This is a genomic window from Streptomyces sp. NPDC031379 (assembly GCF_055569615.1).
The window spans coordinates 196361-220335 of the sequence record NZ_JBVIIT010000011.1 but is presented as its reverse complement, the minus strand read 5'-3'; the positions used below and the strand labels follow the sequence as shown (position 1 = coordinate 220335).

At 73.6% G+C, this 23975-nt stretch carries 18 protein-coding genes and 1 pseudogene; 11 read left to right on the top strand and 8 right to left on the bottom strand.

The window, feature by feature from the left end:
* The first annotated feature begins 16 nt into the window (after window positions 1–16).
* Entirely contained in the window at window positions 17–2986 is a 2970-nt protein-coding gene (locus ACZ5CW_RS18345; protein ID WP_468602426.1) for a glycoside hydrolase family 35 protein, read from the top strand.
* Window positions 2987–2992: 6 nt separating this feature from the next.
* Here ACZ5CW_RS18345 and arfA read toward each other — a convergent pair whose 3' ends face one another.
* The gene (gene arfA, locus ACZ5CW_RS18340) at window positions 2993–4507 is read right to left on the bottom strand and encodes an arabinosylfuranosidase ArfA (protein WP_468602424.1); all 1515 of its coding nucleotides are present in this window, start codon (window positions 4505–4507) and stop codon (window positions 2993–2995) included.
* Between the two features lie 43 nt (window positions 4508–4550).
* Window positions 4551–4649 (bottom strand): annotated as a pseudogene (locus ACZ5CW_RS18335) (carbohydrate ABC transporter permease); the annotation flags it as partial.
* A 266-nt stretch (window positions 4650–4915) separates the two neighbouring features.
* Between ACZ5CW_RS18335 and ACZ5CW_RS18330 the strand changes: the two are divergent.
* Together ACZ5CW_RS18330 and ACZ5CW_RS18325 are read left to right on the top strand one after the other, a co-directional pair.
* Entirely contained in the window at window positions 4916–5518 is a 603-nt protein-coding gene (locus tag ACZ5CW_RS18330; protein WP_468602422.1) for a toxin-antitoxin system, toxin component family protein, read from the top strand.
* Window positions 5515–6741 carry an MAB_1171c family putative transporter gene (locus ACZ5CW_RS18325; protein ID WP_468602420.1) on the top strand — a complete coding sequence of 409 codons (1227 nt, stop codon included), beginning with the start codon at window positions 5515–5517 and terminating at the stop codon, window positions 6739–6741. The genes ACZ5CW_RS18330 and ACZ5CW_RS18325 overlap by 4 nt, the downstream gene beginning before the upstream one ends.
* Window positions 6742–6803: 62 nt before the next feature.
* Here the strand turns inward: ACZ5CW_RS18325 and ACZ5CW_RS18320 are convergent, their stop codons facing one another.
* Window positions 6804–7649, bottom strand: a complete 846-nt coding sequence (locus ACZ5CW_RS18320; RefSeq protein WP_468602418.1) for an SMP-30/gluconolactonase/LRE family protein — start codon at window positions 7647–7649, stop codon at window positions 6804–6806.
* Window positions 7646–8419 (bottom strand): IclR family transcriptional regulator, encoded by a 774-nt coding sequence (locus ACZ5CW_RS18315; protein ID WP_468602416.1) that lies wholly within the window; start codon window positions 8417–8419, stop codon window positions 7646–7648. Before ACZ5CW_RS18315 ends, ACZ5CW_RS18320 begins: the two co-directional genes overlap by 4 nt.
* A gap of 98 nt (window positions 8420–8517) precedes the next feature.
* Between ACZ5CW_RS18315 and ACZ5CW_RS18310 the strand changes: the two genes are divergently transcribed.
* Entirely contained in the window at window positions 8518–9108 is a 591-nt protein-coding gene (locus ACZ5CW_RS18310) for a hypothetical protein (RefSeq protein ID WP_468602414.1), read from the top strand.
* 6 nt (window positions 9109–9114) lie between these two features.
* Here ACZ5CW_RS18310 and ACZ5CW_RS18305 read toward each other — a convergent pair whose 3' ends face one another.
* Complete coding sequence (locus ACZ5CW_RS18305; RefSeq protein WP_468602412.1) at window positions 9115–9945, bottom strand: oxidoreductase; 831 nt, start codon at window positions 9943–9945, stop codon at window positions 9115–9117.
* A 112-nt stretch (window positions 9946–10057) separates the two neighbouring features.
* Here ACZ5CW_RS18305 and ACZ5CW_RS18300 point away from each other — a divergent pair, with 112 nt between their 5' ends.
* The gene (locus tag ACZ5CW_RS18300) at window positions 10058–10963 is read left to right on the top strand and encodes a LysR family transcriptional regulator (protein ID WP_468602410.1); all 906 of its coding nucleotides are present in this window, start codon (window positions 10058–10060) and stop codon (window positions 10961–10963) included.
* 8 nt (window positions 10964–10971) lie between these two features.
* Here the strand turns inward: ACZ5CW_RS18300 and ACZ5CW_RS18295 are convergent, their stop codons facing one another.
* Complete coding sequence (locus ACZ5CW_RS18295) at window positions 10972–11430, bottom strand: MarR family winged helix-turn-helix transcriptional regulator (RefSeq protein ID WP_468602575.1); 459 nt, start codon at window positions 11428–11430, stop codon at window positions 10972–10974.
* A 273-nt stretch (window positions 11431–11703) separates the two neighbouring features.
* On the opposite strand from ACZ5CW_RS18295, the gene ACZ5CW_RS18290 reads away from it, so the two are divergent.
* Window positions 11704–12777 carry an alkene reductase gene (locus ACZ5CW_RS18290; protein ID WP_468602407.1) on the top strand — a complete coding sequence of 358 codons (1074 nt, stop codon included), beginning with the start codon at window positions 11704–11706 and terminating at the stop codon, window positions 12775–12777.
* A gap of 61 nt (window positions 12778–12838) precedes the next feature.
* Here the strand turns inward: ACZ5CW_RS18290 and ACZ5CW_RS18285 are convergent, their stop codons facing one another.
* A complete protein-coding gene (locus tag ACZ5CW_RS18285) occupies window positions 12839–13714 on the bottom strand; it encodes an ATP-grasp domain-containing protein (RefSeq protein WP_468602405.1) in 876 nt (291 codons plus the stop codon).
* Window positions 13715–13851: 137 nt separating this feature from the next.
* On the opposite strand from ACZ5CW_RS18285, the gene ACZ5CW_RS18280 reads away from it, so the two are divergent.
* The 3 genes from ACZ5CW_RS18280 to ACZ5CW_RS18270 all read left to right on the top strand — a co-directional run bounded on the left by ACZ5CW_RS18280 (window position 13852) and on the right by ACZ5CW_RS18270 (window position 17867).
* A complete protein-coding gene (locus ACZ5CW_RS18280; RefSeq protein WP_468602573.1) occupies window positions 13852–14886 on the top strand; it encodes a MerR family transcriptional regulator in 1035 nt (344 codons plus the stop codon).
* Window positions 14887–15037: 151 nt separating this feature from the next.
* The gene (locus ACZ5CW_RS18275) at window positions 15038–16483 is read left to right on the top strand and encodes an acyl-CoA synthetase (RefSeq protein WP_468602403.1); all 1446 of its coding nucleotides are present in this window, start codon (window positions 15038–15040) and stop codon (window positions 16481–16483) included.
* Window positions 16476–17867, top strand: coding sequence for a carboxyl transferase domain-containing protein (locus ACZ5CW_RS18270; RefSeq protein WP_468602401.1), 1392 nt, complete (start codon window positions 16476–16478; stop codon window positions 17865–17867). Before ACZ5CW_RS18275 ends, ACZ5CW_RS18270 begins: the two co-directional genes overlap by 8 nt.
* Here ACZ5CW_RS18270 and ACZ5CW_RS18265 read toward each other — a convergent pair.
* Window positions 17842–21471, bottom strand: a complete 3630-nt coding sequence (locus ACZ5CW_RS18265) for a S8 family serine peptidase (protein WP_468602399.1) — start codon at window positions 21469–21471, stop codon at window positions 17842–17844. The genes ACZ5CW_RS18270 and ACZ5CW_RS18265 overlap by 26 nt on opposite strands.
* 225 nt (window positions 21472–21696) lie before the next feature.
* On the opposite strand from ACZ5CW_RS18265, the gene ACZ5CW_RS18260 reads away from it, so the two are divergent.
* Together ACZ5CW_RS18260 and ACZ5CW_RS18255 are read left to right on the top strand one after the other, a co-directional pair.
* Window positions 21697–22170 carry a CU044_2847 family protein gene (locus ACZ5CW_RS18260; RefSeq protein WP_468602397.1) on the top strand — a complete coding sequence of 158 codons (474 nt, stop codon included), beginning with the start codon at window positions 21697–21699 and terminating at the stop codon, window positions 22168–22170.
* Complete coding sequence (locus tag ACZ5CW_RS18255; RefSeq protein ID WP_468602395.1) at window positions 22170–23930, top strand: VMAP-C domain-containing protein; 1761 nt, start codon at window positions 22170–22172, stop codon at window positions 23928–23930. Before ACZ5CW_RS18260 ends, ACZ5CW_RS18255 begins: the two co-directional genes overlap by 1 nt.
* Window positions 23931–23975: the final 45 nt, after the last annotated feature.

The window sequence follows — 23975 nt, the reverse complement described above, 5'->3', positions numbered from 1 at the left end:
CCCGGGAGGATCCACCTTGGCGCTCAGCAGACGTACCTTCAGTGCCCTGGCCGGCTCGAGTGCGCTCGGGCTCGCCCTGGGCGGCAGTGGCGGCCCCGGCGCGCCCTCGGCGTACGCGGCACGCAGTGTGCCGACCGGTCCCGCACCCGCCCCGCCGAGCGCCGACGGCCGGCGGCACACCATCGGGTACGACCGGTACTCCCTGCTCGTCGACGGCAGACGCCTGGTCGTGTGGTCCGGCGAGCTGCACCCCTTCCGGCTGCCGAGCCCCTCCCTGTGGCGGGACGTGCTGCAGAAGATGCGGGCCCACGGCTACAACACCGTCAGCATCTACGTGGCGTGGAACTACCACTCCCCCGCCCCGGGCCGGTACGACTTCACGGGCGTCCGGGACCTCGACCTCTTCCTGCGCACGGCCGCCGAGACGGGGCTGTACGTCATCCTGCGGCCCGGTCCCTACATCAACGCGGAGGTCGACGGCGGTGGCTTCCCGGGCTGGCTGACGGCGGCGAAGGGCACGGCGCGCACCGACGACCCGGCCTACCTGTCCTCGGTGGACGAGTGGCTGTCGCAGGTCAACCGGATCGCGCGGGGGCACCTCTTCACCCGGGGCACCGGCACGGTCCTGCTCTACCAGATCGAGAACGAGTACGACTCCCACGTCACCGAGGACACCGGCCGAAACTACATGTCCCACCTGTACCGGAAGGTGCGGGCGGACGGCATCGACGTCCCTCTGTTCCACAACGACAAGGGGCGCAACGGCCACTGGATCCCCGGCTCGTTCGACACGGGCGGGGAGAAGGGCGGCTGGCTGTACGGGTTCGACGGGTATCCGTCGCCCGCCCAGACGCCGCCGGACTGGGGTCACTACGGGCCGGGCGGGCTCAAGGGCGGTGCCACCGCCTCGCCGAACACGCCCGGCTTCGTGCCCGAGTTCGGAGGCGGCTGGTTCGACCCCTGGGGCGGGGCCTGGTTCGACGGCAAGGGATACGCCGAGTCACGACGCACCCGGGACGCGGCCTACGAGCGCCGCTTCTACCTGACCAACCTCGCCAACGGGCTCACCCTGCACAACGTGTACATGACTTTCGGCGGGACCTCGTGGGGCTGGCTGCCCGCGCCGGTCGTCTACACGTCGTACGACTACGGCGCCGCGATCGACGAGGGCCGGAACGTCACGGACAAGATCGCGCCGATGCACCAGCTCGGCCATCTGCTGCAACGGGTACCGGACTTCGCCAGGCTGGACCGGGCGGCGGAGGTGCGGGCCGAGGGCCTGAAGGTGTACCACCTGGCCAACCCGGACACCGGCGCCCAGGTGTACATCGCCCGCAACGACGGCACGCAGCCCGTCACCACCGACCTGCCCACCGACGCCGGCGACCTGCGGATCACCGTGCCCGGCAAGGATGCCAGGCTGCTGACCACCGGGCTCTCGCTGGGCAGCCGGACACTGAAGTACTCCACCGCCGAGCCCGTGCTGCGCCTGACGACGGGCCGGCGCGACATCGCCCTGTTCTCGGGCCGGCACGGCGAGATGGCGGACCTGGTACTGAAGTGCCCGGCCGAGCCGAGCGTCCAGCGGCTGAGCCAGGAGGCCGCCTGGGTGTACGACCGGAACGAACTGCATGTGAACACGCCGCTCGGCGAGGGCGGGCTGACACGGGTACTGGTGCAGAAGGGCGAGAGCGAGACCCCGCTGCTGCTGCTCTTCGCCGACGACGCCACCGCCGTCCGCCTGTTCCCGTACGACACCCCGTCCGGGACCCTGCTGGTGTACGGCCCGAAGCTGCTGCGCCATGCCGAACTGCGCGATGCGCAGGTCCACTTGAGCGGTGACGTCACCGAGGCGACGGACCTGGAGGTGTGGGGCCCGCGCGGGATCGACACCCTGGTGTGGAACGGGCGCACCCTGCCCACCCGTGTCACCCCCTCCGGCAGCCTGACGGCCACCGGCCCGCTGCCCGCGGTCCCCGAGGTGCGGCTGCCCGGGCTGGGCGGCTGGCGGATGCGCAGGGAGAACCCGGAGGTGAGCCCGAGCTTCGACGACTCGTCGTGGAAGCTCGCCGACGCCACGTCGTCGTACAGCACGACGCCGGTGCCGGACGGCGGGCCGGTGCTGTTCGCCGACGACTACGGCTTCCACTACGGGGACGTCTGGTACCGGGGCTCCTTCACCGACTCCAGGGGGCTGGAGGAGATCTCGCTCGCCTACAGCACCGGCACCCAGGGCCTGCTGATGGCGTGGCTGGACGGCGAACCGCTGGGCACGCACCGGATGCCGGTGCCGGACAAGACCACCACCATCCGCAAGGGCAGCTGGGCGGACACGGCCGTCCTCCCGGTCCGCGAGCAGCTGCGCTCCCCCGGCCGGCACGTGCTGTCGGTGCTCGTCCGGCGTATGCAGCACGACCAGGACGGCAAGGCGCTCGACACCCACAAGGTGGCCCGCGGACTGACCGCCGCCTCCTTCAAGGGGGCGTCCCCGGACATCACGTGGCGCATCCAGGGCGAGGCGGCCGCGGATCCGGTGCGCGGGCCCATGAACAACGGCGGTCTGTACGGGGAGCGGGCGGGCTGGCATCTGCCCGGCTTCCCGGACCGGGGCTGGGAGGCGGTGACCTTCCCGCGGGCCGCGCGGTACCAGGGCGTCACCTGGTACCGGACCACGTTCCGGCTGTCGGTGCCGGGCGACGTCGACGCCTCGGTGGGCCTGACCCTGGAGGACGATCCCTACCGGGCCTACCGGGCGCAGATCTTCCTCAACGGCTGGAACATGGGCCAGTACATCAACAACGTCGGCCCCCAGCACACCTTCGTGCTGCCGAACGGCATCCTGCGCACCCGGGGCACCAACACCCTCGCGCTGGCGGTCCTCTCGGAGTTCACCACGCTGTCCGGGCCCGGCCGGGTGAGCCTGACGCTGCTGGGCACGGCGGCCGGAGGGGTACCGGTGACCCCGGTCCCCTCCCCCGGCCACTGAGCCCCGCTAGGCGAGCCGGATCACGTTCCAGGACAGCGGCTCCAGTACGGCGGTGAGGGTGCCGTCCGTCAGGGCGGTGCCCTCGACGGTGTGCGGGGTGACCCGCTCGGGGTCGTCGAGGGTGTTGCGGGCGTCGGGGTCGGCGTCCGCGAGGGCGCTGTGTTCGGTGACGGTCGTCAGGCCGAGGCCGTTCAGGGTGACTTCGAGCGGCAGCGGTCCGCCGCGGTCGCGGTTGACCGCGAACACGGTGACCGTGCCGTCGGCCGCGCGGACGGCGGTGGCGTGCAGCAGGTCCGTCCGGCCGTACTTCCTCGTCTCGTACGTCGGCGAGTCCACCCGGACGTCGAGGACCTGGCCCCGGCCGTACCGGGAGGCCTGGGCGAACGGGAAGAAGGTCGTCTGCCGCCAGGCCGGGCCGCCCGGCTCGGTCATGATCGGCGCGATCACGTTGACCAGCTGGGCGAGACAGGCGACCGTGACCCGGTCGGCGTGCCGCAGCAGCGCGATGAGGAGCGAGCCGAGGACGACGGCGTCCGTGACGCTGTAGCTGTCCTCCAGCAGGCGGGGTGCCTCCGGCCAGTCGGACGGGTCGATGGTCTTCGCGTACTCCTCCCACCTGGAGAGGTACCAGACGTTCCACTCGTCGAAGGAGAGGTTGATCCTCTTCTTCGACTTCAGCTTCGCGCCGACGTGGTCGGCCGTCGCTACCACGTTCTCGATGAAGGACTCCATGTCGAGGGCCGAGGCGAGGAAGGAGTCCACGTCGCCGTCGGTGGGCTCGTAGTAGGCGTGCAGGGAGATGTGGTCGACCAGGTCGTACGCCTCTTGCAGGACGGTCGCCTCCCATTCGGCGAAGGTGGGCATGGCCTGGCTGGAGGAGCCGCAGGCGACCAGTTCGACGGCGGGGTCGATCTGGCGCATGGCCCGGGCGGTCTCGGCGGCGACCCGGCCGTACTCCCGTGCGGTCTTGTGGCCGGTCTGCCAGGGGCCGTCCATCTCGTTGCCCAGGCACCAGAGCCTGATGCCGAAGGGCTCCTTGTCACCGTGGGCCGCGCGCAGGTCGGACAGGGCGGTGCCGGAGGGGTGGTTGGCGTACTCCTGGAGTTCGAGCGCCTCGGCGACGCCTCGTGTGCCGAGGTTGACGGCCATCATGGGCTCGGCCTGGGGGCCGACCTTCTTCAGGAAGGCGATGTACTCGGAGAGGCCGAAGCGGTTCGTCTCGGTGGAGTGCCAGGCGGGGTCCAGGCGGCGGGGGCGGTCCTCGGCGGGGCCGACGGAGTCCTCCCATCTGTATCCCGAGACGAAGTTGCCGCCCGGGTAGCGGATGACGGTGACGCCGAGTTCCCTGACGAGGTCCAGGACGTCGGTGCGCAGGCCTTCGGCGTCCGCCGTGGGGTGGTCCGGTTCGTGGATGCCGGTGTAGACGCAGCGGCCGAGGTGTTCCACGAAGGAGCCGAAGAGGCGGGGGCTGACCTCGCCGACGGTGAAGGCGGGGTCCAGGGTGAAGCGGGCGGGGTGCATGGGCGCCTTTCGGGAGAGGTGACGGGTGAAGACGCTCCGTCGTCTACCGGCCGGCCAGGCCCGTGTGGGCCGTGCCCCGCACGATCTGGCTCTGGAAGAAGACGAAGACGATGATCAGCGGCAGGCCCGCGATCAGGCCGCCGCGTCGAGAAGTTGCCTGCGATTCAGGCCAGGGTGTCCCATACCTTGCCCCCACCGTTCGAGATGAGCCGTGCCATACGTTCGGAATATCGAATGACGCCCGCACCTTCGAACGGGACCGTAGATTCGAAGCGCTTCCGCGTCAATGGGTCGCACACAGCCCACAGATGGTTTTCCATGCAACTACGGTCATCGGATCGCATGACGCGGACACGGCCAGCGCGTACGCTCGGACCGGCCGCACACCGGCGGCGGGAAGGGAGACCGATGAGCTTCGGGGGCGCGCGAGAACGGACAGCACGCCTGGCCGCACGACTGCGGCGCTCCCGTCCGGGCCCGGCGATGCGCTCCCTGGCCGGCGACCTCGCCGCCGCCGTCCACGCCCGGCCCGCAACGCCCGAGGGGGTACGCGAGTTGAGCCGGGCGCTCTGCGAGGAGATGAGCGCACTGCGCGGCGGGCGGCCGGTGGAGCTGCGCTTCGAACGGTTCCCGGACGAGATCGAGGTCACCGGACTCTGGATGGAGTTCGCCGACTTCGATCTGGTCATCGTGGAGGAACGGGCCGAGGCCCTGCAGCAGTTGGTCATCCTCGGCCATGAGTTGTGGCATCTGCACTCCGGGCACCGGCATCAGCACCTGGCCGGGGCCGCGGCGGCCCGCGCGTTCGCCGAGCGGCCCGGCTGGCGGGACATGGCGCTCACGGTGGCCGCCCGCAACGGCTCCCGGGAGGCCGACGAGGCCGAGGCCGACGACTTCGGGCACCGCCTGGCCACCCTGTTCCGTTCCCATGTGACCGGATCGGGCGACGCCCCGCCGGGCCCCGTACAGCGCACCCTCGGCTACCGCGGGCGGGGAGGAGCCGCGCGGTGACCCGACTGGCCCTCGACCCCTCCGCGCTCTTAGCCGAGTTCTACATCTCCTTCTGGGTCCCCACCGCGGTGCTCACCGCCGCTCTGATGATCAAGCTGCCCACGATCATCCGGCTGTGGCGGGACCCGCTGCTGCGCGCCGTCGGCGGACTGCTGCTGCTCGCCTGCGCGGTGTTCGTGTTCTGTACGCCGTCCACGATCGTCCGGATGAACCGGCTGACCGGCGTGCCCAACTTCGCGGCGCCCTGGTGCTATTCGCTCATCACCGCGATGTCCGCCGCCTGCCTGCTGCTGATCATCACCTGGCGCAACGGCCTGTCCGACCGCTCGGTGACCACCCGGCACGCGCCGCGGCGGGTGGTCGCGGTGTACTGCGGGGTGATCGTCGCGCTGTGGGTGCTCTTCCTGCTCGCCGACGCGCCCGTGGAGCGCGTCCGGGACCTGGACACGTACTACGCGAACACGCCCTTCATGCGCGAGGAGATCCTGCTCTACCTCGGCGCACACGGCGTGGCCTGCCTGTACACCTTCCGGCTCATCCGGAACTGGGCCCGCACCGAGGTCCTGGACGCCTGGCTGCGCTGGGGGCTGAGGCTGCTGGGCGGGGGGTACGCGCTGAACCTGGTCTACGACGGGGCCAAGCTGGCCGCCGTCTTCGCGCGCTGGTGCGGGCGGGACCTGGACTGGCTGAGCACGAACCTGGCTCCGCCGGTCGCCTCGCTGTCCGCGATCCTGGTCGCGGCCGGCTTCATCCTGCCGCACGCCGGCCAGTATCTGCACGACCGGCGGCGGATCCGGCTGGCCCGCCGCGAACTGGGGCCGCTGTACCGGCTGATGCAGCACGCGAGCGGGGAGGGAGTGCCGTTCGCGCTGCGGGCCACGGCGGAGCTGCGGCTGACCCGGCGTGAGACATTCATCCGGGACGTGCTGCTGACGCTGGCCCGGCACATCGACGCGGGCCTCGGCACACGCTCGTACGACGCCGCGCTCGCCCTCGGCCATCCACCGGAGCGGGCTCGGGCGCTGGCCGCGGCGGTGGGCATCCTGGACGCGGTCGAGAGCGCCGGGAACGGGGCCGCCCCGGGGCCGGCGGCCGACCCCGACTTCACGGACCTCCTCGGGGAGATCGCCGCGATCTCCCGCGCCCTGCGCAGCCGTGCGGACATCGCCGAGGTGCGGACCCGGGCGGCGCTGGGGGAGGGCAGGGCCGCGGGGGTGGTGTAGGAAGGCGGCAGCCCCGCGAGCGCGGTCGCAACCCCTTACTCCCCTTACTCCCCTTACTCCGCTCAGCCCGTGAACGCCGGCTGGGGCAGGCCCTTCCCCACGTCGGGGATCACCAGCAGCGACCCGGACAGGGGATGCGGCGCCGGCAGTCCCACGCGGGCCGTCGTCACGTACAGGTCGGTCAGACCGGCGCCGCCGAACGCGCAGGCCGTCGTACGCGGCGCCGGCAAGGCGATCACCCGGTCCAGCTCGCCGTCGGGCGTGTAGCGGCGCACCGCTCCCCCGTCCCACAGCGCCACCCACACGCACCCGTCCGCGTCGACCGTGAGCCCGTCCGGGAAGCCCGCACCCTCCTCGATCTCCGTCAGCGGACGGCGGTTGCGCACGCCCTCGGCGTCGTGGTCGAAGACGTCCACGCGGCGCGTCGGGGTGTCGACGTAGTACATCAGGCGGCCGTCCGGACTCCAGCCGGTGCCGTTGCTGACCGTGACGTCGGGCAGGACCGTCCGCACGGCGCCGTCGCCGGTCAGCCGGGACAGCGTGCCGCCGCCCGTCGCCTCGTCGTACCGCATCGTGCCCGCCCACAGCGAGCCGTCCGGGGCCACCGCGGCGTCGTTCGCGCGGCGGCCCGCGACCGGCTCGTGGTGCAGCCAGCGGAAGGTGTCGTCGGGGTCCAGCAGGCCGACCCCGTCCCGGAGGTTGAGGACCAGGCCGCCGCCCGCGCGCGGCTTGACCGCGCCGACGTGCTGCTCGGTCGTGCGCACCGTTCGCCGGCCCGTCGCGGGGTCGTAGGTGTGGACGCGCATGCCCAGGATGTCGAGCCAGATCAGCCGGCCGGACGCCGGGTCCCAGGTCGGGCCCTCGCCCAGCGTCGCCTCGGCCCGTACCGCGACCTCGTACGCCGTCACACCGCGCTCCGGTGGCCCAGCCGCTCCGACAGCTCGGCGGCGCCCTTCGCGGCGAGCTGCTCCAGCTCGGCCCGGCGCTCGTCGCTCCAGCGGATCATGGGCACGGAGATGGACAGCGCGGCGACGACCTGGCCGGTGCGGTCGCGGACCGGCGCGGCCACGCAGGAGACGTCCGGGTTGGACTCGCGGTTCTCCACCGCGATGCCCCGCTGCCGGATCTCCGCAAGGGCCTCGCGCAGCACGGCCGGATCGGTGATGCTGTTCGGGGTCATCCCGGACAGCCCGGCGCCGTCCGGGATGCGCGCGCCCAGCTCCTGCTCGGGCAGCGAGGCCAGCAGCATCTTGCCGACGGAGGTGCAGTGGGCGGGGAGCCGGCGGCCGGCCGCCGAGACCATGCGCACGGCGTGCGTGGAGTCGACCTTGGCGATGTAGATGACGTCGGTGCCCTCGAGGATGGCCACGTGCACCGTCTCGTCACACGTCTCGGCGACCGAGCGGGCGACCTGCTGGCCCTCGGCCGCGAGGTCGAGCTGCTCGGCGTAGCGGCTGCCGAGCTGGTACGGGCGTACGCCGAGCCGGTAGCGTCCGGGCTGTCCGGGCACCTGCACGATGTACGACCGTGCGGCGAGCGTGGTGACCAGCTCGTGCACGGTGGTGCGCGGCAGCTGCAGCCTGCGCACGATGTCGGGGGCGGAGAGCGTCCCGTCCCCGTCGAGGAACAGCTCAAGAATGTCGAGAGCCCGGGTCACGGCAGGCACGAGGCGTCCCACGTCCGGCCCCCTCCCTTGGGTCTAAGCGCCTGTGTTCGAGATTTCAACAGGCGATCGGCATGACGAACACAGGCTAGTCATGGAGGGTTGCGCGGGCAATGGCCGGGAACGAGCCGGGCACCATGGGGGCCATGGATCTCGACTTCCAGCTGGTGCTGCTGCGCCGGCTCGCCGACCTCACTCCCGACCTGGCCGAGGACGCCCGGCGACGGCTCGGCGCGTCGGCCGCGGCCATGCGGGAGGCCAACAAGCGCTGGCAGGCGATGGTGCGTTCGCCGAGGTCCCGGTCCGCCGCCGCCCGGTACCGCTCGGTCCTCGGCGAACCGGAGTCCGTCGTCCGGCGCCGCCTGGGCGACGTCGAGTGCGAGGCCCGGCGGTGGGCCCTGCCGCTCTGGCCCGACCTGCGCTTCGAGGTGCTGGTCTCCCCCGACGGCGCGGTCTGGAACGAGTGGCTGGTGCGTGCGCCGGGCGCCCCGGCTCCGGCCCTGCGCACCCTGGAGGACCTCACCCCGTGGTGCTGCACGGTGGACGAGGTCGCCCGCGCCTTCGCCCCGGCCCGCCCGCTGGAGGGCACGGCCCCCACCAGGTGGGGGCTCGCCTTCGGCGCGCCGGACCGGGACGGCGAACGGCACGGGGTGGTCGCCGAGTTCACCTGGGGGCTGCTGCAGCGGACGGAGGTCCGCGGCTGAGCCCGCTCAGTCGTCGAAGCCCGTGGCCCTGGTCCGCTTCTCCCACGCGGTGACGTCGTCGCGGACCTGGTCGAGGTGGGCCAGCACGGCGCTCACCCCGTCGTCGCCGAGCGGCAGCCGCAGCGGGGTGCGCTCCGCCTCCAGCGCGGCCAGGATCAGGGCCGCCGCCTTGGCCGGGTCACCGGGCTGGGTGCCGTCGCCGCCGGCGACGAGTCCGCGGGTGGCGCTCACCTTGGCGTACACCTCGCTGTCCGTGCTGACGCCGGCCCGGCCGGCCTCCATCAGCGAGGTCCGGAACCCGCCCGGCTCCACGATCAGCACCTTGATCCCGAACTCGGCCACCTCGTCCGCGAGCGCCTCGGAGATGCCTTCCAGCGCGAACTTGGTCCCGCTGTACGCCCCGAAGCCCGCGAAGGACATCTGCCCGCCCATGCTGCTCAGCTGGACGATCGCACCCGAGCGCCGCTCCCGCATGTGCGGCAGCACCGCCCGCACGAGCGCCGTCGGCCCGAAGACGTGCAGGTCGAACAGGTCCCTCAGCTCCTGCTCCGTGGTCTCCTCGACCGCGCCCACGTGCGTGCGGCCCGCGTTGTTGACCAGCACGTCGATCCGCCCGTGCCGGGCCAGCACATCCCGTACGGCCGCGTCGATCGCGCCCGTGTCGGTCACGTCCAGGCGCAGCCCCTCCACCTGGTCGGGGTGGGCCGCCACCAGGTCGTCCAGGGCCTCGGGGCGCCGGGCCGCGCCGATCACCACGTCGCCGGCGGCCACGGCCGCCTCGGTGATCGCCCGCCCGAAGCCGCTGCTCGCACCGGTCACCAGCCATACCTTGTTCATGGCAACTCCCCGTATTCCATAGGTGTTTGTGCTCACCAGGACTTCCTGACACGACCTATCCTGCCGCCGGGTCCCGTTGCCCGTCCAAGATCCGCGGTGATAACCAACGGATATGACGAGTGACGTCCATGCACGGGATCTGCGGTACTTCGTCGCGGTCGCCGAGGAACTGCACTTCACCCGGGCCGCCGAGCGGCTGTACGTCTCCCAGCCCGCGCTCAGCAAGCAGATCCGGGCGCTGGAGCGGCAGCTGGGGACGGAGCTGTTCCGGCGGGATCAGCACGGGGTGGCGGTGACGGCGGCCGGTGAGGCGCTGCTGCCGCACGCCCGGAAGGTGCTGGCCGCGTGGGAGGCGGGCGCGGCGGCGGTGGAGGCGGCCAAGGCGGCACAGCGCAGCACGCTCGTGGTCGGCATGAGCACCAGTCCGGGCCGGGGTGGCCTGCTGCCCGCCATCCGCTCCCGCTTCACCGCCGCGCATCCGGAGGTCACCGTCCGGCTGCGCCAGCTGAGCTGGGACGACCCGACCGCGGGCCTGGCGGACGGCGACACGGACATCGCCTTCGTCTGGCTGCCGCTGCCCGACGAGGAGCGCTACGCCTGGACGGTGGTCGCCGAGGAACCGCGTCTGCTCGCCCTGCCCGAGACGCATCCGCTCGCCGCCCGCCCCGAGATCGACTTCGCGGACCTGCTGGACGAGCCGTTCCTGGCCCTGCCGGAGAGCGCGGGCGTGCTGCGCGGCCACTGGCTGGCCGTGGACGCCCGGGGCGGCCGGCCGCCCCGGATCGGCGCGGAGATCGCGGGCGCGGAGGAGACGTACGAGGCGCTGGTCGCGGGCCTCGGGGTCTGCCTGGTCGCCGTGGGCAACGCCCCGCTGATCAGCCTGGGCGGTGTCACCACCCGCCCGGTGCGGGGCATCGGACCCAGCCGGTACGTGCTGGCCTGGCGCCGCGAGGACGGGGAGCGCCCGCTGGTCCGGGCGTACGCCGAGGCGTGCCGGGCCACGGTCGGGGTGCGCTAGAGCCTGACCTACGCGAGGGGCGCCTGGCGTTCGGCGGCCCGGCCGAGGCTGTCCTCGATGCGGGTCAGGAGGCGGATCACGGTCTGCTGCTCCTCCTCATCCAGGCCGGCGGCGGCGCTGTCCTCGAGTTCCGCCCAGATCTGCTCGACCTCCTTACGCAGGGCGTGGCTGGCAGCCGTGGGTTCGATGATGGTGGCGCGCCGGTCGGTGTCACTCGGCCGCCGGCGGACGAATCCCGCGTGCTCGAGCCGCTTGACCGTGCGGGTCATGGTGGCCGCGTCCGAGCCGAGCAGGCGCACGAGGTCGGTCTGGCGCTGCGGGCCGAGATCCCACAGCTGCATCATGACGAGTTCCTGCCCGGGGTGCAGTCCCACGCGGCGCAGGAGCTGGCCGGCGAGCATCCGGTGCAGCCGGGCCACGCGGAAGATCGCGTGGTTCATGGCCCCCGCCTGGACGGAGGGCGGCATCGGGGGCCGGGCCGTGTCCGCAGCGGGGCCCACGGGCGGTGCGGCACCGGATTCCTTCGACACGTCCCACTCTCCTCGCACTGTTCACTGCCCGGACAGGGACACCCTACCGCCCTCCCCCGTACCGCACTCCGCAGAAGCAGACAGCGGCATGACTGCGGGCGTGAGTGACGCACGTCACCCATGCCGGGGAATCGGTCATGGGATTTACTTGTTCGGACAGGCAATGGCGTCGGCCGGCGTCACACAGCTGAACCGAACAGGAACCCGATCATGACCACCGCCTTCGCCCCCTACGACCTCGGCGGCATCCGCCTCGCCAACCGCATCGTGATGGCGCCCATGACCCGCAGCCGCGCCTACGGCCCCGGCCAGAGCCCCACCGACCTGATGGCCACCTACTACGCCCAGCGGGCCGGCGCCGGGCTCATCGTCACCGAGGGCACCCAGCCGTCGGCGATCGGCCAGGGCTACCCCGACACCCCCGGCATCCACTCCGCCGAGCAGATCGCCGCCTGGCGCAGGGTCACCGATGCCGTGCACGCCGAGGGCGGCACGATCTTCCTGCAGCTGATGCACACCGGCCGGGTCGGTCACCCGAGCCTGATGGGCCTCACTCCGGTCGGCCCCTCCCCGGTCACGGCCGCGGGCCAGGTCTACACGTCCGAGGGGCCGCAGGACTTCGTCACGCCGCACGAGCTGACCGAGGCGGAGATCGCGCAGACCGTCGCCGACTTCGCCGCGGCGGCGCGCAACGCCGTCGAGGCGGGCTTCGACGGGGTGGAGCTGCACGGCGCCAACGGCTACCTGATCCACCAGTTCCTCGCGCCGAACTCCAACCGGCGCACCGACGCCTGGGGCGGCAGCCCCGAGCGGCGGATCCGCTTCGCCGTCGAGACCGCGCGGGCCGTCGCCGCCGCCATCGGCGGGGACAGGGTCGGCTTCCGGATCTCGCCCGGCAACCCCTACAACGACATCGACGAGAGCGACCGGGCGGACGCGGAGGCCACCTACACCGCCCTCGTGGACGCGCTCGCCCCGCTCGGCCTGGCCTATCTGCACCAGATGGAGGCCCCCGGGATCCGCGACCTGACCGTCCGGCTGCGCAAGGCATGGCCGAGCGCCTTCGTCCTCAACCCCTTCACCGGCACGGAGCCCACCGGCCCCGACGCGCTGACGCTCCTCGAGGACGGCACCGCCGACCTGATCGCCTACGGCGCTCTCTTCCTCGCCAACCCCGACCTGCCCGCCCGCCTCGCCGCCGGCGCCCCCTTCAACGCCCCTGACCGCGCAGGCTTCTTCGGCGGCGACCACCGCGGCTACACCGACTACCCCGCCCTCGTCTGACCCGCCCTCGTCCGACCCGCCCTCCGGTCCGGGTGCCGGCCGCACCGGCACCCGGACCCCGCTAGTCGCCTCCGGCCGCCGCCAGGATCGCCTCCGTCACGCGGGGCAGGGAGTCCGGGTGGAGCCACAGGAACAGGTTCGGCTCGACCAGCTCCAGCTCCATCAGGCGGGGTTCGCCGTCCTCACCGTCGACGAGGTCCACGCGCGCGTACAGCAGCCCGGACCCGCCGGGCACCGCCGCCAACGCCTTCTCGGCCACGGCGAGTTCCGCGTCCGTGGGCCGCCAGGGCGTCAGGTCGGGGTGGGCCACCTTGTCGGCGTCGTAGGGAGTGCCGGGCGCGAGGACGGCGCCCTTGCGGCTGGCGTGCAGCAGCCGGCCGCCGAAGAACTGCAGCGCCCGCTCCCCGCTGACGTCGATGCCCCGCACATACGGCTGCACCATCGCGGTGAAGCCCTCCGCGTGCATCCGCGCGAGCTGCCGCAGTGCCGTGTCGTGCTCGGCGGGCGTGTAGCGGGCGGCGAACCGGGCGCCCGCGCCCGAGGTCGGCTTGACGACGTACTCGTGGTCGGCGGGCAGGTCGGCCGGCTCACCCGGGGGCAGATACCGCGTGGGGACGGTGGGCACGCCGGCCGCCGCCAGTTCGCCCAGGTACCGCTTGTCGGTGTTCCAGCGCACCACCGGGGCCGGATTGGCGAGCCGGGTCAGCGCACCGACCCGCTCCACCCAGGCCGTGAACTCCCCGGCCCGCCAGCTGTAGTCCCAGGTGGAACGGATGACGACGAGGTCGTAGCCGCCCCAGTCCGCCTCCGGGTCGTCCCAGTGCCGGGACTCCGCCTCGGCGCCCGCGTCCGTGAGCGCCCGCACCAGCACCGGCAGGTCGCGGTCGTGGCTGGGCGCGGCCCCGGGGTCGTAGGTCGCGAGGGCGATGCGGGGCACGGCTGCCTCCCTGTCGTACGACGGTTCGATCACCGGTGAGGCTAACAACCGGCACCGGAACCGGGACAGGGCATTTGACCTTCCCCTTCGGGGAGGCCCCAGCATCGGTGGCGGACGAGGAGGAGCGCGGGATGGACATCGAGTTCCTGACGATCGGGGCGTTCGCCAAGGCCAGCCGGCTGTCCCCGAAGGCGCTGCGGCTGTACGACGAGCTGGAGCTGCTGCGGCCCGCCCGGGTCGACCCCGGCACCGGCTACCGGTACTACACGCGCACGCAGCTGCGGCAGGCCCGGCTCGTGGCCTGGCTGCGCCGGCTGGACATGCCGCTCGCGCAGATCCGTGCGGTGAGCGCCCTGGACGCGGCGGACGCCGCGCGGGCGATCCGGGCGTACTGGGCGCGCGTCGAGGCGGAGACCGCCGTACGGCGGGACCTGGCCGCGTTCCTCGTCGACCAGCTGACCGTCGAGTCGAGAAGGGACCACACCATCATGCTGGAACTGCGCCATTGCGCCCGCTCCGACCGGGGGCAGGTCCGCCCGGCCAACCAGGACACCGTGTACGCGGGCCGCCGGCTGCTCGCCGTGGCCGACGGGTTCGGCCCGGCGGGCGCGCCCGCGAGCAGCGCCGCGGTGGAGGCCCTGAGGTACCTGGACGAGAGCGAGGACATCGCCGGGGACGGCGTGCTGCACGCGCTGGAGGACGCCGTGCGCTCCGCGGGCGCGGCCGTACAGGATCTCTCGGGCGGTGACCAGAAGGTCGGCACCACGCTGACGGCGCTGCTGTGGACGGGGGCGCGGCTGGCCCTGGTGCACATCGGGGACTCGCGGGCGTATCTGCTGCGGGACGGGGAGCTGCTGCGGATGACCCGGGACCACCGGGTGGAGATGCGGTCGCTCATGCTGCTCAAGGCGCTGGCCGGCGGGATGGACCCGGTGCCGGACCTGCGGCTGCAGGAGGCCCGGGAGGGGGACCGGTACCTGCTGTGCTCCGACGGGCTCACCGAGGTCGTGGACGACGAGCGGATAAGGGAGTTGCTGACCGCGGAACCGGCCCCGGAGGGTGCGGTGCGGGTGCTGGTGGACGCGGCGAACGCGGTGGGCGGTCCCGACAACGTGAGCTGCGTCGTCGCCGACGTCGTCCTGCCCGCCTCCCCACCGGTGTCCGTGGGCTGAGAAGCGGCCCGAGGGGGCGCGGTGCGCCGGCGGGAAGGCCCGCGCCCCGCCCCCGGCCCCGAGCGCGGTCGTCGGCACAGGGCTCCTGGTGTAGGAAGGGTGCTGTCGTCCCCGACGGCCGGCCGTGCGCCGGCAGCAAGGAGTGCGCCCCGTGTCCTCCCTCTTCCCCGCCCTGGCGGACGGTCCGGGTGACCGGCTCGCCCTGCGGTTCGGCGAACGGTCGTTGACGTACGGCGCGCTCGCCGGGGCCGCCGGTGCGCTGGCCGCGCGGCTGCGGGGCGCCGGCCGGGTCGCCGTGTGGGCGACCGCGGAGCTGGAGACCGCCGTCGCCGTGACGGGCACGCTGCTCGCCGGGGCGGCCGCGGTGCCGCTGAACCCCAAGTCGGGCGAGAAGGAGCTGGCGCACATCCTCGGTGACAGCGCGCCGTCCCTCGTCCTCGCCGCGCCCGGCGCCGAACTCCCGCCCGTGCTCGGCGGATTGCGGCGGCTGGACGTGGACGTCCGCGCCACCGGCGCCGCCGCCGAGGAGCAGGCCGCCGAGGGGGACCCCGCGCTGATCGTCTACACCTCCGGCACCACCGGCCCGCCCAAGGGCGCGGTGCTCCCGCGACGGGCGCTCGCCACGACCCTGGACGCCCTCGCCGACGCCTGGCGGTGGACCGGCGAGGACGTACTGGTGCACGGCCTGCCGCTGTTCCATGTGCACGGGCTCGTCCTGGGCACCCTGGGCCCGCTGCGGCGCGGCGGCTCGGTGCGGCACCTGGGGCGGTTCAGCCCCGAGGGGGTGGCACGTGAGCTGAACGGCGGCGCGACCATGCTGTTCGGGGTGCCGACGATGTACCACCGCATCGCCGAGGCGCTGCCGCACGACCCGGAACTGGCCAAGGCACTCGGCTCGGCCCGGCTGCTGGTCTCGGGCTCGGCCGCGCTGCCGGTGCACGACCACGAGCGGATCCTGGCCGCGACCGGACGGCGCGTGATCGAGCGCTACGGCATGACCGAGACGCTGATGAACACGAGTGTGCGGGCCGACGGAGAGGCCCGGGCCGGCACGGTCGGGGTGCCGCTGCCGGGCGTGGAACTGCGGCTGGTGGAGGAGGACGGCACGGCGATCGCCGCGTACGACGGGGAGAGCGTCGGCGAGATCCAGGTGCGCGGCCCGAACCTGTTCACCGAGTACCTGAACCGGCCCGACGCCACGGCCGCCGCGTTCACCGGGGACGGCTGGTTCCGCACGGGGGACATGGCGGTGCGCGAACCCGACGGGTACGTCCGTATCGTCGGGCGCAAGGCCACCGACCTGATCAAGAGCGGCGGATACAAGATCGGGGCGGGTGAGATCGAGAACGCGCTGCTGGAGCACCCGGGGGTGCGCGAGGCGGCGGTCACCGGGGAGCCGGACGAGGACCTGGGCGAGCGGATCGTGGCCTGGATCGTGCCGGCGGACACCCAGGCGCCGCCCGCCGCCGAGGAGTTGGCGGACCATGTCGCACGGCGGCTGGCCCCGCACAAGCGGCCGCGCGTCGTGCGCTACCTGGACGCGCTGCCCCGCAACGACATGGGGAAGATCATGAAGCGGGCCCTGGCCGATGCCTGAACGACGCTCGGCACGGGAGATACTGGCGCTCCTCACGGACCCCGGGAGCTTCACGGAGATCCCCTGCGCCCCGAGAAGTGCGGCGCCGGACGGGCCGCTCGGCTGGCAGGGCTACGACGCCTCGCGCGCCCGAGCCGCCGAGCGCACCGGCGAGGAGGAGTCGGTCGTCTGCGGCAGCGCGAGCGTCGACGGCAGCCGGGCCGTGCTGATCGCCTTCGAGTTCGGCTTCCTGGGCGGCTCGCTGGGCGAGCGCACCGGCGACCGGCTGGTGGCGGCGTACACGTACGCCCGGGAACACCGGCTGCCGGTCGTGCCGTTGATCGCGACCGGGGGCAGCCGGATGCAGGAGGGCATGCTCGCGCTGACCCAGCTCCAGCGCGTGGCCCGGCAGTCCGCGCTCACCAGGCGGGCCGGTCTGCCGCAGATCGCGGTCCTGCGGGACCCGACGACGGGCGGCGGCTGGGCCACGCTCGGCGCGGGCGCGGACGTCGTCCTGGCCCTGCCCGGCGCCCAGGTGGGTTTCGCCGGCTCCCGGGTCCGGCCACCGGACGCCGACCCGGCCGCCTACACGGCGGAGGCCCAGCTGGCGGCGGGATCGGCGGACGCGGTGGTGCCCGCGGCAGAACTGAGGACACTCCTGGGCACCTGGCTCCGCCTGCTGTCCCGCGGCACGGCTGGACCGGCCGAGCCCGCTCCCGTGCCGGCCGCTCTCGGTGGTGCCGGTCTGCCCGTCACCGGCTGGGACGCCGTGCGGCGCGCGCGCTCCCCGAAGCGGCCCCGTGCCCAGGCCTGTCTGGACGCCTATTTCGCGTACCGCGTCGGGCTGAGCGGTGACCGGTGCGGCGGCAGCGACCCCGACGGCATGCTGTGCGGGTTCGGTGAGCGGGACGGCCGTACCGTGGCCTACGCGGCGCAGACCGGTACGGCGACCCGGCCGGCCGGATACCGCACCGCGGCCCGGCTGATCGGGCTGGCGGACCGCCTCGGCATCCCCGTGCTGACGGTGGTGGACACCCCGGGTGCCGCGAACGACGCGGAGGCGGAGCGGCAGGGCGCCGGGGCGGCGATCGCCGAGGTGTTCGAGGCGGTGGCCGCCGCCCGGGTCCCGGTCACCACGCTCGTCGTCGGCGAGGGCGGTTCCGGCGGGGCGCTGGCGCTGGCCGCGCCCGGCAACACCTGGGTCACGCCGGACAGCTACTTCTCGGTGATCGCCCCGGAACTCGCGGCGGCCATCCTCAAACGCCCGCCGGGCGAGGTGGAGGCGACCGCAGGACAGCTGCGGATCCGGCCGCAGGACCTGGTCGAGCTGGGAGTGGTCCGGGGCATCGCCGGCCCCGCGGACCACCCCCAGCCGCAGGTCAGTCCACCGCCACCGCCCGGATGATCTCCTGGGTCACCGAGCCTCCCTCGTCGTCGTGGGCCGAGGCCCGCAGCGAGACGGAGGTCGCGGTGCGCGGCACGCTCAGCGTGCCGCGCCAGGAGGCGTTCCCGCCCTTCAGCGGGACGGACCGCCAGGTGGCGCCGTCGTCGTAGGACACCTCCAGCCTGCCGCCGCCGAGGGTGCCGGTCCCCGTGGCGTCCGCCACGTACGCGGCGCCGAGCCCGATGGGGATCCGCCGTCCGCCGCGCACCGCGCCGGTGAGGTCGGTGTCGACGTCGTAGGCGAGGTTGATCAGCGGCAGGTAGGTCCAGTGGTCCTCGGGGGTGGCCGCCGAGCGGAAGGTCCACTCGGTGTGGCCCTTGCCGGCCGCCTTCCAGCGGCCGGCAGCGAGGGCGGTGTCGGTGACGACCTTGTAGGTGTGCTCGTCGGCGGGCGCGTCCCAGACGTAGGCGGCGGAGCCGGTCCGCTCGTCGACCAGCGTGCCGTCCAGGTGGACGGCGGTGGTCTGGCTCATGCCGCTGTCCTCGCTCCACACGTCGCCGAAGCCGGTGTGGTCGGGCCCGGAGTCGCCCCAGCCGGGGGTGTTCAACTGGATCTGGTTCCCGGCGCGTTGCTGGCCCCAGCCGAGCCCGGTGCCCAGCCACGGGTGCCACACCGGCCGGAACCAGTTCAGCGCCGGCCGGGTGCCGCCGTCGTAGCGGACCAGCCCGCTGCGTTCCTCCAGCGCGCCGTCGCCGGCCGTGACGGACTCGTGCCACAGCTGGCCGGGTCCGGTGGAGACGTAGTCGGTGCGCTCGGCGGGCAGTCGGACGCGCTCCTGGAAGCCGAGGCCGACCGGGAAGGCGTCGGTGATCGAGTAGCGGAACTCGCCGCCGTCGAGGGGCTGGGCGGCGTGGAACTTGACGTGCACGGCGGCCAGTTCGCGCTGGGAGGGCGCGAAGGTGAGGCGCCGGTCGGGGATCGCTCCCCGGTGGCCCTCGGAGAGGTCGTACACGTACGGCGAGTTCGCGGTGCCGGTCATGTCGACCCGGCCGGCCGCCCGCAGGCGTGCCGCGTCCGCCGTGTTCACCGTGGCGATCTGCAGGGGCCGGTCGGCGTTGTCGTCCGTGCCCCACCAGGCCATCAGCCGGCCGGGCTGGTCGTCCGTGACGAACAGCGCCCTGGCGCCCGCGTCCTGGGCGGCCTGGGCGAGCGCGGCCGGGTCGGCGCCGTCGGCGAGACGGGCGAGCACCGCCTTGCCGGACACCCCGGTGACGGGACCGTCACCGACGTCCACGAGCGGCAGCCGGGTGCGGCCCTCGAGCAGGGTGCCGCCCGCCTGGACGGTCGCCTCGCCGATGCCCTCGACCTCGAGCATCGGCTCGGCCAGCCGCCACACGGTCCGGTACTCGAAGTCGCCCTGGCTCACCTGCCCGGTGGGGGCGGCGAAGACGCTGTCGTAGGTGAGGGGCACCTGGACCGCGCCGAACAGGTCGGCGCCGTTCGCCTTCCGGTCGTACTCCATCAGGAGCTGGTGGGTCTCGGTGCGCCGGTCCACGTCCGCGCTGATCTCGCGCAGCTTCCGGCCGTCCAGGGTGACGTCCCGGTCCCGGTCGAGGGTGATCTCGGGGGCGGCGAGGAAACCGAGGCCGAGGGAGTCGGCGCCGTGGCTGCCGCGCACGTCGAGGAAGGAGGTGAGCGCGTAGGTGCCGGGCTTCAGGCGCAGCTTCAGGGTGCCGGAGTCGCCGACGTGCGCCGGCTGGGGGTCCTCGCCCGCGACGAGCCGCTGCACGGCGAGGTCGGCTGCGGCGGGCGTACCGTCGCGGTCCCTGACGTGCACGGTGAGCGTGTACCGCTCCTCCTCCTTGACCAGCCCGAACACGGTGTGCGCGACCGTGTCTCCGGCCGGGTCGGTGGCCACGATCTGCCCGCTGGTCGCGCCGACCGGCGCCTTGGCCCCGTCACCGGTGACGGTGGTGGTGGCGGTGCCGTGGGCGGGGACCGTCAGGGAGGTGTCGGCGAGGGCGGCGACGCCGTCCGGGGCACCCCGCACGGACAGCTTCAGCTCGGCCGGCTCGTCGGCGGAGTTGGTGTAGGTGAGGGTCCGGGTGACGGGCTTGTCCGCGTCGTACGGCCAGCTGTGGAAGCCGAGGTCGGCGCTGCCGGTGGCGGTGACCCGCGCGTGCACCGCGTCCGGGACGCTGACCCGTCCCGCGCCCGACGTGTAGGCGGAGGCATCCAGTTGGCGGGAGCTGGACAGCAACGCGTCCTTCAGTCGGGCGCCGGTCCAGTCGGGGTGTTCCTCGGCGAGCAGGGCCGCCACTCCGGCGACGTGCGGGGTCGCCATGGACGTACCGCTCATGGAGGTGTAGTAGCCGCTGCCGGAGACGAGCTGGGAGCGGGCGGCGAGGATGTCGACGCCGGGGGCCGACACGTCGGGCTTGAGGGCGTTGTCGCCGTAGCGGGGGCCGGCGCTGGTGAAGTAGGCCGCCTGGTCGTCGGCGTCCACCGCGCCCACGGTGAGGGCGGAGTCGGCGGCGGCGGGCGAGCCGATGGAGGAGGGGGCACCGGTGTTTCCGGCGGCGACGACGAAGAGCGCGCCGGTCTCCCGGGAGAGGGTGTCCACCGCCTGGGCCATCGGGTCGGTGCCGTCACTGGGTTCGGTGGAGCCCAGGCTCATGGAGACGATCCTGGCGCGCACGTCCCGTGCCGCCCACTCCATCCCGGCGATGATCTGCGACTCGCTGCCCGAGCCCTGGTCGCTGAGCACCTTGCCGACGGCGAGCGTGGCGCCCGGTGCCACGCCCTTCTCCTTGCCGTCGGAGGCGGTTCCGCCGCCACCGACCGTGGAGGTGACGTGGGTGCCGTGGCCGTTGCGGTCGGCGACCTCCTGCCCCTCGATGAAGCTCTTCGTCTCGCTCACCCGGTCCTTCAGATCGGGGTGACCCAGGTCGACGCCGGTGTCGAGGACGGCGACCGTGACGCCCTTGCCGGTGAGTCCCGCGTCCCAGGCCGTGGGGGTGCCGATCTGGGCGTTGCTCTGGGCCAGGTCGGCCTTCACCCGGCCGTCCAGCCACACCTTGTCGATGCCGCCCGTCCGGGTGAAGGAGCGCCAGAAGGTGCGCCCCTTGTCCGCCGCCAGGGCCGCCCCACGCAGGCTGGGCAGGCTGCGGGTCCGCTCGGCGCCGGCCGGGGTCGCGGCCCGTGCGTTCCTGCCGTACGTCACGATCAGGGGCAGCGCGTCGGCCTCGGCGTCGGTGAGCCCCTGCCGGATCAGGCCGCTCACGTCGAACAGCCGCCGGTCCAGGGTCCCGGCCCGCAGGTACGGCAGCGCCTCGTCCGGTACGACGGTGAGGCCGCCGTCGCTCTGCTGTGTCCGCACGGCGCCGGTGGCCCCGTCAGGTCGCCGCACGGTGACCGTCCTCCGGCCCTGCCCGAGGTCGGTGACGGTCACCTCGTCGCCGGTGACGAGGGTGACGGTGGTGGGGCCGGGGGTGGCGCCTTCGCTGATGTGCGGGGCCGAAGTCCGCTCCCGCGCGACGGCCGGCCCGGCCGGCAGCAGGGCGCTCACCAGCCCCGCCGCCAGCAGGGCCGTACCGCGTCTGCCTGCTCCTCGTCCTCTGCTCATCCACGCCTCTTCTCGTGTGGGTCGAGTGGGTCGCGTGCTGCGAAGAGTGTCAGGCAGTCTTTGTGACAGGGGTGTTGACCGGAGGTGGCGGGTTGGCGCAGTGGCGGGTTCTCGCCAACCCGGGTGCGGGTCGCGCCACCCGCCCGGGGCGATGTGACACATGAAGCACCGTCCGTAACATAGGAGTTGGTCACGGGTCACGTACGACGGGGAGCGAGCGTCGCCATGGACGGATTGGTGGAGTTCAAGACCGAGGACGGCGCGCTCGTCGTGGTGGAGAACGTCGGAACCAGATCCGGCGCCCGCCTGGTCTCGCGAGGTGACGGACCCGCTCAGGCGGCGCGCACCTTCGAGGGAGCGCTGGAGGGCGTACGGGCCGCGGCCTCGGCCGCGCTGCGGGTCTTCCGGGACGGCAGCCTGCGCCCCGACGCGGTCGAGATCGAGTTCGGTGTGCGGCTGTCCGCGGAGGCCGGAGCCGTCATCGCGAAGGGATCGACGGAGGGCCATCTGGTCGTCAAGCTCAGCTGGTCCCCCGGCGGGTCGCCGGCGCAGGCCGAGCCGGGCCGGCCGGAACCGGGGCAGACCGCGCCGGAACCGGGGCAGACCGTGCCGGAACCGGGGCAGACCGCGCCGGAACCGGGGCAGACCGTGCCGGCGCCGGGGCGGACCGCGCCGGAACCGGACTCCGCCGACCGGTGATGAGCAGTGCTGCCTGGCACGCCCGGATCGCCTGCGGCGACGAGGTGGGGGCCGGGTTCCTGGTCGCCGGCCGCCGGGTGCTCACCTGTGCCCACGTCGTCAGGCGGAGCGACCGGGCTGCGGTGACCGTCACCTTCCCGCACGCCCGGGAGCTGGGCGAGCTGTCCGCGTCGGTCGTCGCCCATGGCGGCTGGGCGGGCCACCCCACCGACCCCGGGGACGTCGCCGTACTCGAGCTGGACCGTGCCGTCCCCCTCGTCCCGGCCGGCTTCGCACCGCCCGACGCCGCGTACACCGAGCCGTACCCGAAACTGATCGCCTACGGCTTCCCCGAGGGCTACGACGAGGGGACGCTCGCCGAGTACCAGGCCGTCTCGGGCCAGTTGATCGCCGGTGAGTGGCTGGAGCTGGTGGCGTGGTACGGGCACGGGCAGCCGCTCGTGGCCGGATTCAGCGGGGCGGCGGCGACCCTGCCGGACGGCAGGGTGGTCGGCATGGTCACGGCGGCCTCGGACCTGCCGGACGTGCGCAAGGGCCGGATGCTGCCCCTGGACGTCATGGCCCGGTACTGGCCGGAGCTGGGGGAACTGGTGCCCACCCCCGGCCACCGGGCCGACGTCCGCCGGAGGCTGTACACGCTGCTGCGGCGGGCCGCGGACGCCGACCGGGTGTGCGATCCGAACCGGCTGTACGTGGACGCGGTGGGCGTCTTCGGGCCGCCCCTGCCTCCGGGCGGCTTCGCCTCGCTGCCGGCGGCGGCCGCGTACGTGCAGTGGGAGGTCCCGGACCCGGAGGCGGTGGACCGCTTCGCCGACCGGCTCGGGGAGCTGCTCGGGGAGACCTGGGCGGAAAGCCCGGCAGGAACCCCGGCGGAGATCCCGGCGGAAGTCCGGGCAGGAACCCCGGCGGCCCCGACGCCGCCGGCGGCATCCGTGTCCTCCGTGGCATCCGTGCCCTCCCCCTGGTCTCCGGTGGTCGTCGAGATCGACCACAGTGGCGCCGGTCCCGACCAGGTGTCCGTGGAGGTCTCCGCGTACCGCGACGGACAGCGCCGGCCGGTGGGCGCGCGCAGGCTGCCGCGAACCGGTGTGCGGGCCTACGTCCAGAGCCGCATCGACGAGGCCGTCGCCCATCTCGCCCCGGACGCCGACGAGCTGGTGACGTTCGTGCTGCCGCGCGAGTGGCTCAACGAAGCGGTGGCGCACTGGGAGTGCAGCGCCGAGGACAGCACGCCCCTCGGTTGCGCCTATCCGCTCGTGGTGACCGACCGCGCGCGCCACCACAGTGGCCGGCTGCGCCACCAGTTGCGCAAGAAGTGGCAGAAGCTGGACTCCGGGCACCGAGTCGAGGTCCACCGCGTCGAGTGCGGCACCCAGGAGCGGCCGCCCAGTCTGCGCAAGCGGCTGTGGGACGGTGACGCCGGACTGGCGGGCTTCGCGACCCCGCCGACGGCGGCACGACAGCACTTCGAGGTCGGCCTCACCGTGCCCGTCCCGGTCCTGCTCTGGTCCCGGACCGGCTGCCCCGGCCCCGGGCACGAGGAGACGTGCTGCTCCGGAAGCGCGTTCCTCGACCAGCTCGCCGCCTCGATCGCCGAGGTCCCCCTCGCCGAACTCCCGCGTCACATCCTGTCGTTGCGGCTGACCGCGGACGCCGCCGACGAGCCGGACCTGCACTGGGCGAGAGACCTGCAGCTGCTCTGGGACGATCCGCGCTGCTTCCCCGAGACCACCGCGAGCCTGCACTCCCCCGTCGCCTGACCGACCGCACCGGCCCTGCCGCCCGACCGACCGCACCGACCCCGC